Source organism: Citrobacter sp. wls826 (assembly GCF_005281245.1).
GTDB lineage: Bacteria > Pseudomonadota > Gammaproteobacteria > Enterobacterales > Enterobacteriaceae > Citrobacter > Citrobacter braakii.
Map to the genome: position 1 here is coordinate 199,245 of NZ_SZWS01000061.1, position 9,184 is coordinate 208,428.

General features: G+C 51.7%; 12 protein-coding genes. 5 read left to right on the forward strand and 7 right to left on the reverse strand.

Going from position 1 to position 9,184, the window contains the following annotated elements:
- Positions 1-179 precede the first annotated feature (179 nt).
- The 4 genes from FDW87_RS18450 to FDW87_RS18465 all read left to right on the forward strand — a co-directional run bounded on the left by FDW87_RS18450 (position 180) and on the right by FDW87_RS18465 (position 2,258).
- Positions 180-1,061: a MurR/RpiR family transcriptional regulator gene (locus tag FDW87_RS18450; protein ID WP_047416661.1), complete on the forward strand. Its 882-nt coding sequence runs from the start codon at positions 180-182 to the stop codon at positions 1,059-1,061.
- Positions 1,045-1,437 carry a YidH family protein gene (locus tag FDW87_RS18455; RefSeq protein WP_016156755.1) on the forward strand — a complete coding sequence of 131 codons (393 nt, stop codon included), beginning with the start codon at positions 1,045-1,047 and terminating at the stop codon, positions 1,435-1,437. Before FDW87_RS18450 ends, FDW87_RS18455 begins: the two co-directional genes overlap by 17 nt.
- Positions 1,434-1,688 carry a DUF202 domain-containing protein gene (locus FDW87_RS23340; protein WP_072058774.1) on the forward strand — a complete coding sequence of 85 codons (255 nt, stop codon included), beginning with the start codon at positions 1,434-1,436 and terminating at the stop codon, positions 1,686-1,688. The genes FDW87_RS18455 and FDW87_RS23340 overlap by 4 nt, the downstream gene beginning before the upstream one ends.
- A 231-nt stretch (positions 1,689-1,919) precedes the next feature.
- Entirely contained in the window at positions 1,920-2,258 is a 339-nt protein-coding gene (locus FDW87_RS18465) for a hypothetical protein (protein ID WP_047416664.1), read from the forward strand.
- A gap of 143 nt (positions 2,259-2,401) precedes the next feature.
- Here FDW87_RS18465 and FDW87_RS18470 read toward each other — a convergent pair whose 3' ends face one another.
- The 7 genes from FDW87_RS18470 to FDW87_RS18500 all read right to left on the reverse strand — a co-directional run bounded on the left by FDW87_RS18470 (position 2,402) and on the right by FDW87_RS18500 (position 8,513).
- Positions 2,402-3,466 carry an alpha/beta fold hydrolase gene (locus tag FDW87_RS18470; RefSeq protein WP_047358268.1) on the reverse strand — a complete coding sequence of 355 codons (1,065 nt, stop codon included), beginning with the start codon at positions 3,464-3,466 and terminating at the stop codon, positions 2,402-2,404.
- A gap of 135 nt (positions 3,467-3,601) precedes the next feature.
- Positions 3,602-4,363, reverse strand: coding sequence for a carboxymuconolactone decarboxylase family protein (locus FDW87_RS18475; RefSeq protein ID WP_137380037.1), 762 nt, complete (start codon positions 4,361-4,363; stop codon positions 3,602-3,604).
- On the reverse strand, positions 4,341-4,820 hold the full coding sequence (locus FDW87_RS18480) for a cupin domain-containing protein (protein WP_137380038.1): 480 nt from the start codon (positions 4,818-4,820) through the stop codon (positions 4,341-4,343). The genes FDW87_RS18475 and FDW87_RS18480 overlap by 23 nt, the downstream gene beginning before the upstream one ends.
- 107 nt (positions 4,821-4,927) lie before the next feature.
- Positions 4,928-5,575 (reverse strand): DUF4405 domain-containing protein, encoded by a 648-nt coding sequence (locus tag FDW87_RS18485; protein WP_094761156.1) that lies wholly within the window; start codon positions 5,573-5,575, stop codon positions 4,928-4,930.
- 51 nt (positions 5,576-5,626) lie between these two features.
- Positions 5,627-6,277 carry a flavodoxin gene (locus FDW87_RS18490; RefSeq protein WP_032931593.1) on the reverse strand — a complete coding sequence of 217 codons (651 nt, stop codon included), beginning with the start codon at positions 6,275-6,277 and terminating at the stop codon, positions 5,627-5,629.
- Between the two features lie 70 nt (positions 6,278-6,347).
- On the reverse strand, positions 6,348-7,817 hold the full coding sequence (locus FDW87_RS18495; protein ID WP_137380039.1) for a heavy metal sensor histidine kinase: 1,470 nt from the start codon (positions 7,815-7,817) through the stop codon (positions 6,348-6,350).
- A 15-nt stretch (positions 7,818-7,832) separates the two neighbouring features.
- A complete protein-coding gene (locus FDW87_RS18500; protein WP_137380040.1) occupies positions 7,833-8,513 on the reverse strand; it encodes a heavy metal response regulator transcription factor in 681 nt (226 codons plus the stop codon).
- 219 nt (positions 8,514-8,732) lie between these two features.
- On the opposite strand from FDW87_RS18500, the gene FDW87_RS23035 reads away from it, so the two are divergent.
- Positions 8,733-9,184, forward strand: a 452-nt coding sequence (locus FDW87_RS23035; RefSeq protein ID WP_252363245.1) for an alpha/beta hydrolase, incomplete at its 3' end; no start/stop codon positions are given.

A 9,184-nucleotide genomic window follows, 5' to 3' on the forward strand; every position in this document is an offset into this window, starting at 1 on the left:
CGCCGGGACGACCGATGCGCCAGATTTTGACGGAACGGTGGAGAAGAAGCGCGGAATACGACTGCTTGCACCGAACCAGAGTCAGAGATTCTCCGTGAAACTGCGTTTTACGGTGGACGCATGCGAAGGGGATTGACAGAATACCCGTTATTTTTCATGCAAAAGGATCGGGTGTTGCGATGAGCGTAAATCGTGAAAATGTGCGGGTGTATATCAGTAATGTGCTGGGTGGACTTGGTGAAACTGACCAGCATATTGCCCGGTTTATTCTTGAGCAGCCCGCTACTGTAGCGCAAATGCCGGTACGTAAACTGGCCGAAGCCATATCAGTCAGTGAAGCGACGATCGTGCGCTTTTGCAAAAAAATTGGTTATACCGGGCTGCTCGAGCTGAAAGCGGCGCTTAAACGTGAGCTTCTGGCCGATCGCGAGCAACTGCTGCCATCGTCCCCGGACATCTTCCTGGATGATTCCCGCAACGATGTGGCGCAGAAAATAGCCATGACGGTTGAAACCACCCTGAATGAGACCATCGGTCTGCTGGACATGAAAGTGGTCAATCCAGTAGTTGAGCGATTTTTGACCGCGAACCGCGTTTTGTTCGTGGGGTTTGGAGCCTCAGGTCTTTCTGCAATGGAAGCCCGCGACAAAATGAACCGTCAGGGCATTGATTCGGAAGCCTATACCGACCGTTTTACCATGACGTTGAAACTCGCCAACCTCAAACCAGAAGACCTGGTGGTTGCATTTTCTCACTCAGGCGAAACACCGGAAGTGGTTAATGCCTTCCGGCTGGCCAAAAAAGCGGGCGCGCATTGTCTGGCAATAACGCACAGTCCGCAGTCACCGCTGACTGAACTGGCAGACACCTGGTTGCTGACCAGCGGTAGTGCTGGCCCCTACCAGGGAGACTCGATCGCCACCCGTATGTCACAGCTGTTCATGATTGAGTTTCTGTGCACAGAAATCACTCGCCACAATCTGCGCGACAGCGAATCGACCGGACTGTCTATTAAAGAATTGTTGATAAAAGAAAGGATTAAACGTGAGTCTACAGGATAATACTCCGTCAATACGCCCAAAGGGGAAGTGGTGGCTTGAGGGCAAAACCCCCGATTATCGTTTTACGCTCGCCAACGAGCGTACATTTCTTGCCTGGATCCGTACTGCGCTGGCACTCATGGCCGGTGCTGTCGGCATCGAGCAGTTTTCCCCCCAATTATCTTCTGCGGAACTGCGTATCGGTATTTCAACACTGCTACTGGTCGCTGCATCAGCGATGGGATATATGGCCTGGCGACGCTGGCGCAAGAATGAATATGCTATGCGTCTTGAAAATGATTTACCTTACACCCGTTTGCTGGTGGTTCTGTCAATACTGATGCTGGTTCTCGCAATATTGCTGGGTATATTACTCTGGCAGGGAAGACCATTATGAAAAGAGATCCGGGCTTACAACCAGAACGTACACACCTGTCATGGCGAAGAACAGGATGGTCAATGCTCGCGCCAGGTCTGTTGTGTTTTCGGGGATGGAGTCATACTGGTAATATTCTCTACGGTGTGGCGGGTATGCTGCTGATGGCTGGTTCTTTCGCTATTTTCTGCGGAGCCCTCACTTGCCGGCATGTAGTGATCTCATTCAATGTAATGATTGCAGGTGTATTGCTCTTGTTATCTCAGTTATAAGCGCACCGTGAAGGACGTAGAGGTAGAATTTAGTTTACAGGAAGGATTTCGTCTCAGGGCAGTCACTCTTTCACTCGGTTGGCGGGCCTGTTTTAGTTGACCTCTACACTGGAAGCAATCGGAATCTCCGATGCGTTATCTGCCGTCGTCCAGCATGTCAGTTGGTGCTAATATTAAATCAATGGATTTATGAGAAATTATCCCCTTAATTATGCATGTAGAAGATGAAGAATGAAAAGACTGCTGATATTGACCCTTCTAGGGTTTTCCTGTGTGTCACAAGCCAAGTCAGTAATGCGTTGTGAGGGCGACAAAGCGGTTGTCTTCGACAAAGAGCGGGCGACCATTGTTTATGACGGTCGTGTTTTTGAGAATGCATACCAGAGAACGCTTAGTGGTATGGTCATAATCAGTGGCACTGACGATCTGGGCTATGAAGGTGAATTGTTGTTTTCGAAAGTCGAAGACGTTGGCGCATGGAGCTTCAATATCAGCGAAAGTGACGAAATGACCCCTCCAGAAGCTAAGACGCGGAAAACGATTTTATCCATAGATTGCACTCCACAGTAGGATGGAGGTGCGGGCGTTACTATTGAACTGCCACATGTCCGCTCCTCGTGCCAAGCAGACCGTCACGCCCCCATTTTATTTTTTTTGATATAACTGATGATTGTATTGAGCCCTCAATAATGAAGGCTCAATACTAGCTCTTCCTATTGTAGATCTTTTTCCTCCAGGAATTTACTCACCATATCAGCAATCTGCACGTTATTCAGATCCGAGAACGGGAAGTGGGTATTGCCTTTGATTCCTTCCTCAGGCAGATGCGTCACAGTGACATCCCCGCCATGCTTGTTCACCACGTCACGCCACTCGCGAGCCATTGCCAGACGTACGCGCCAGCTGTCCTGCGCGGGCATGGCGACAGGTTTATCAGGGATGTTATCGCCGTAAATAATCAGAATCGGAATTTTAGTCAGTGCCATAAACTGCTCCATCGGCACCGGTTCACCCTTCAGCGTGTCGAACGCGCTTGGCATTGGGGCAGGGAGCTCTTTCTCCGGGAAGACAAAGCTGCTACCAGGCTCGAAGGCGACAATGGCTTTGACCTTGTCATTTTTCATCGCCGTGTACCAGCCTGGTCCGCCACCCTGAGAGTGGGTGAAGAGGATAGCCGGGCCGGATTTATCCACGACGGCGGACATCGCATCAGAGATAACATTGATATCAAACGGCCCGGTATTCGGGGTCATCTGACGGAAATACTGATTTAGCGCTTCTTTATCGTGAGAAAACTGAACGCCCTGAAAATACTCCGGCCACACGCCAACGCGGAACTGGTTAAACCACATCTGTTCATCCGGTTTAGGCGTAACCGTACCTTCTACCGTCGTGCGCCCGGCGCTGCCCCGACGCGGCTGATCGACAAGATAAGTTGAGAATCCACGACGCAGGAATATGTTCTGGAACCCTTCGCGACCATCCGGCGTGGTTTCCCAGGTGCGGGAGAACTGACCTGCGCCGTGCAGCATGACGATAGGGTATTTATGCGGATTTTCCGGAATTTGATAGAACACAGACGCATGATCGCCATGCCAGGTTTGACCCGCAGAGTCCAGCGGCGTTTTCGCGTCAAATTTCCCTGGTGCGGTGATGATAGTGCCACCAGCAGAAAAGCTTCCCTGTTCCTGAATGACCAGCGGCTCGGCGTATACCGACTGAGCCACCATGCCACCCGCCATCGCGCAGATGGCCAGCGTTTTTAAGACAGTTTTCAAGATTACATCCTCTGTTATGTTTGCCGTTCAATCATATCTGAGTTGTCAGCGTGAATTATTTAGCACCTTTGATTGCCCTTATTTGGCAGACTCATGAATGCGGAGGATTAGCACCGTATCGTCTCAAACCAACGCCTAACTGTTTGCTAACGCCTGTTGCAGTGCCTGTTCCGCCCGCGTAGCTGCATCTTCTTCGCCATTTTCACGAAGAACCTGTGCCAGTTGGCGCAGTTGCGCTGCCGTCAGGCCGACTCGCATGCTGGCTCGCGTATGCGATAACAGCTGAGCTTCAACGCCCGGCGTGGCGGCTAATGCGCCAACCGTTGCCAGCTCGCGGCTTTGCCAGTCGAGGTTATCGCGGGCGAAAATGTCGCCGAACAGATGCGTTTGTAGAAATTGATTAATGACCGGGGCAAAATCAAACAGAGGTCCCTGGACAGGGGCGCCGGAGATTTTAGTCTGGTTTGCGGTACCGACACGGCGAAGCTCATCTCCGACAGGGATGGCGGCGACCGGCTCTTTACCTTCAACGTCTTCAACGCCACGTTGTTTACGTGCTTCGACGACTTTCATCAGTTCATTCAGCGCGTTCAGGCTACGGGGAAATCCCGTATAGGCATAGAGCTGGACGAGAATCTCTTTGGTCTCGTTTATCGTGAGTCCTGCATCAAGCCCCTGATTCAGTGCCGCATTCAGCTTATCCATCTGACTGCTGGCCATTGATGCCGTAATCAACGGGATGGCTTGCTGGCGAGCTGACAGCGTATCTGAAACCGTTTGTTCGTGGTTCATTTCTGAGGCTCCTTTATTGACGGGCGCAGCATGTGCCGTGAGACCCAAACCAAAGGTCAGCAGTACCGCTGCCGTTAATGCCTTAATGGGCGTGGTATTGTTCATCTGTCACTTTCTCCATCCAGTTAACGCTTTTGCCATCCACAATCCCGGTTATCGCCAGGTGCGTCATTGCGCTGCCGAGGGCCGCCCCGTGCCAGTGTTTGACGCCCGCCGGGCAAGAGACAACGTCGCCAGCGCGGATGACCTGCACCGGCTGGCCTTCTTGTTGGGTAAGCCCAACTCCCGAGGTCACAATCAGCCGCTGGCCTGCCGGATGCGTATGCCAGGCGGAACGAGCACTTGGCTCAAAGGTGACATAAGCCCCGGAAACGCTAATTTCGTTATCTGGTTTGAAGAGAGGATCAACCCGGACGCGACCGGTAAAGTTCTCTGCTGCCCCGTACACCGCATTCTGGCTTCCGGCGGTGGCGATATGGACAGCGGGATTTTGCTCCGCCGCCCAGGATGAAAACGTAAAGAGGGGCAGTAACAGCCCGAGGTAACGTAAATGTCTGATCATGCAAAGCGTCCTTATCTACAATGATGGAGAGGGTCTGCAATGATTCTAATCAGGGGGAGATGTCGTCAGACTGACGCCAGCCTGACAATTCTGTCAGTTAACCCTTATTATGGTGACGCTGCTTTGTCTTTTCTAAAAATAAGGCACCAAAGCGAAAACCGTGTCATTAATGAAAATAAAACAATAATGGCCAGGTAGCGTAGATAAAAAAGTAGGGCAGATTCATCGTAATCGAAAAAGGAGAAATCGACCTTTATCAACAAATAATCGAGATAGTCCTGGTTCAGTAATTCGTACAATCCCAGTAGTGCGATTAGCGAAAAAACTCCTGGCATCATGACATTTGCAAAGAATGAATTGCTGGAGATGTTCAGGACCCGGCAGAAAAAGGTTGCCAGCATTTTCCAGTGCAACCCGATATGCAGCGCCAGAATGAGCATTCCCCAGTGGACCGACGTCATGTGTACTTTCCTGACCCAGCTCGCCGGGTTGTGGAACGCCTGGTCCAGAAGGATATGTCGGGACAGCATCATGCCCGAGACAATCGCGGTCAGAATGACAACGAATGTCACTGCATTAATGATTCTGTTAACTACCAGCATGGTTAACGGAATATTGGGCGACAGTGACCACAAGCGATGCCGGTTAAGATATAAATGCAGCATGATGAGCAGCGTAAAAATAATACCCGCCCATTCATGCACGATTTCACCGTGAAGGTGAAATCCCATCAATACCAACAGAAGTAACGTCATCAGCGCATCCTGCATGACCTGGAAAATATAAATTTTCTTCATGTCGAGGGATTAACGCTGTGGCTGGACTTGTTTTACCCATTGCTCAACCTGCGCGGGTACGTCAGGAGCTGAAATATCGTTGCGCGAGATCGCGAGCGCACGAGTGACTAATTTGGCCTGTGGCTGCATGCGAGCAATTTCTCGCAGGGAGTCGGCTAACCTGCTGCCACCATGGGTGGTAAAGGGAACGACCGTTTTGCCTGCAAAGTCATTTTGCTCAAAGAGGCTGTATATCACCATTGGCATGGTATACCACCAGATGGGGTAGCCGACGTAAATGGTGTCGTAATCGCTCAGGTCAGGGAGCGGCGTTTTTAGCGAGGGTCTGGCTTTCGTTTGCTGTTCCTTTTCGGCAACGCGCAAAAGTGCATCATGCTGGCGAGGGTAGGGAGTGGCGGTTTCAATGCGAAACAGGTCGCCGTGAGTCTGCTTCTGAATCAGTTGCGCAATAAACTGCGTGCTGCCAGTCTCTGGCGTATTTTTTTGTAATACGCTGGCCCCGGAAAAACCATCCACGGCACCAGGTTTCATCTCCTCTGGTTGTGAAAAGTAGATAATCAGCGTGCGGGCGTGTGCGGATGAATCCTCTGATGCGAACGCGGGCTGCCCCAGAAGCCCCATGACCATCATCGCCAGAAACCCGCTAAATACCTTTTTCATTCTCACTGTTTCATTCCTTCAATCAGCCGTGGTGAGTATCAGCAGTGATTCTGGCGCAGATAGCCTGACATCAGACTGACGACTCTCTGACAATTTTGTCAGAAGTCTTTGCGCGCGGAGATCCCGATTTTGTCTCTGAAATCAGTCTCCCGGTTCGGATAGCGTCAGGCTGTTTAGCAAACGTCAGGCCAAAGGTATTGATACCGTTCTCGCTACGGGCAAAGACATCTCCCCGGTGCATAATGGCGACGGCACGGACAATCGACAGGCCCAGCCCATGATGGGTATCACTCCTGGCTCGGGAGGTGTCAACACGATAGAACCGTTCGAAAAGCCGGTGTAAGTGCTCAGGCGCTATCGGATCGCCAGGGTTAGAAACGTCTACACAAGCTTGATTGCCTTTTTCGCTTAAGCGCACCGTAACCGTGCTATTGGAGGGGGAATGCCTGGCGCTATTTTCCAGCAAATTAGCCAGTGAACGGTGAAACAGCCGCCTGTCGATATGCGCCGTGACGTCGCCCTCAACCTCCAGCGAAAGCTGTTTTTCAGCAAAAGAGGGTTCAACATATTCCGCTGTTTTCAGTGTTTCTTCTCGCAGGGAGACTTGCGTAAGCTGGGAAGCATGTTCACCCGCGTGCGCATGAGACAGGAACAGCATGTCGTTAACTATCGACGTCATGCGTTCAAGCTCTTCCAGATTGGAACCCAATAACTCTTCCAGTTCATCTTGTGAATGTCGGCGTGATAGCCCGAGTTGCGTCTGACCGATCAGGTTAGTCAGCGGGGTACGAAGTTCATGCGCAACATCGGCATTAAAGCTCTCGAGCTGTCGCCAGGCGATTTCCTGACGCTCTAACACGCCGTTAAATGATGATGCCAGTTGCTGCAGTTCTTCGGGCAACGCGCGGGTATTCAGGCGCTGGCCATGGTCACCTGGTGCAAGGTGTTGTGCCTGCTGACTGAGCATGCCCACCGGACGCAGGCCAATCCGTGAAACAACGTATCCCAGTAAGGCGACAATCAGTACGCCCAGCGCGGCAATAATCAGCAGCGTCCGTGTGAACGCATCAAGTGTGCCCATATACGGCGTAGAGTCGATGGCAACTACATAGCGCAGCTCAGGCCTTTCACCGTTGGCGGGGATGGTTTTCACTAACAGGAACAGTGAGCATGCACCTTCCGATGCGCCGGGCACTTTATTAAATCCCTCCTGCAAAGAAGACCACTGAACGCCCACCGGTGGTATTCCCCCCATGCTAAAGCGCGGGTTATCGCTCACTATCCAGTAGCGAACGCGCTCACCTTCAGAATTGGTTAGCAGAGTAAATTTATTAGCCAACGTCGACCAGCCGTCAGCCGAGGTTCGTGCGGTGATCCACGGACTCATTAATGATTCCCGGAACAACAGCTCGTTGTGCATCTGCTTTTGCAAAGAGTCATGTAAGGAGCTTCTGAGCAGGATACCGATAATAGACACAATCAGCAGCGCGGATAAGGCAAACATCAGCGCCAGGTGAACGGAGATGGAACGTTTAGGCATGCTGAGCCTCTTCATTTATTCCGGCCGGACTTCGAGGACATACCCCATGCCACGAACGGTATGTAACAGTTTGACGTCGAATGGGGCATCCACTTTGGCTCGCAGACGTTTAATGGCGACTTCAACCACATTGGCATCGCTGTCAAAATTCATGTCCCATATCTGCTCAGCAATCATCATTTTTGACAGGATCTCCCCCTGATGCCGGGCCAGAAGACTTAACAGGGAAAACTCTTTTGCGGTCAACTCCAGTCGCGTTCCGGCGCGAAATACGCGGCGGGCCAGCAGGTCGAGATGCAGATCGTGAATTTGCAGCTGGGTGATGTCTGCGCCATCCGTAGCGCGGCGACGCACCAGTGCCTGAATACGCGCCACTAGTTCGATAAGAGAGAAGGGCTTGGGGAGATAATCATCCGCGCCAAGCCGAAGCCCTTTGACGCGCTCGTCGACCGAACCGCGGGCCGAGAGCATCAGTACCGACGTTTGTTTGACGGCCCGCACCCCCTCGAGTACCCGGTAGCCATCCATCCCCGGCAGCATCACATCAAGGATTATCGCGTCGTAGTCAAGCTCCAGCGCGTAATGAAGACCTTCTGCGCCATCTGCAGAGACATCTACCGTAAATCCGGATTCACTCAACGCGCGGTTGAGATAGGTTGACGTTTTTTCTTCATCTTCGACTAACAACAGGCGCATAACGGGATTTCCTCTTAACTGTGCAATCGGGCTTATTCTGCCTCTTGATTGCCAACATAAAGCTGACGCTTACCTGACAGCATTGTCAGAAACATGAAGCCATCTCAGCCTGCTTGCTGACAAAAATGTTATTTACCCGTCACGATACTGACAGTCCTCTCTCTCTAACCTGAGTCTGCACATTTAAATCCGCAAGCCTGAAACTCATCGGGAGAGACCATGAAATTCAATCTGTTAACTGCAATACTGCTCACGGCAATAACCGGGGCCACCTCAGTCAATGCGGCTGATTACAAAAAAAATCCATTTACCCTGGCCTATGACGGTGCCATCACTGAGAACGTCAAAGGCAAGGTCAACATTCATCCGGTGAAGTACGATCTGCATGGCATACAGATAGCTGTGAATGTCTATACCCCTGCTAACTATGATCCCGCCCAAAAATACCCTGCCGTGGTGGTTGCACATCCGAATGGCGGCGTAAAAGAGCAGGTCGCAGGCTTGTATGCCCAGCGTCTCGCCGAACAGGGCTACATCACGATTACTGCCGACGCGGCTTATCAGGGCGCGAGCGGTGGGATGCCTCGCAGCGTGGATAAACCCGCTAATCGCATCGAGGATATCCACGGCATGGCTGACTACATCAGCCAGTATCCGGGAGTGGATACTTC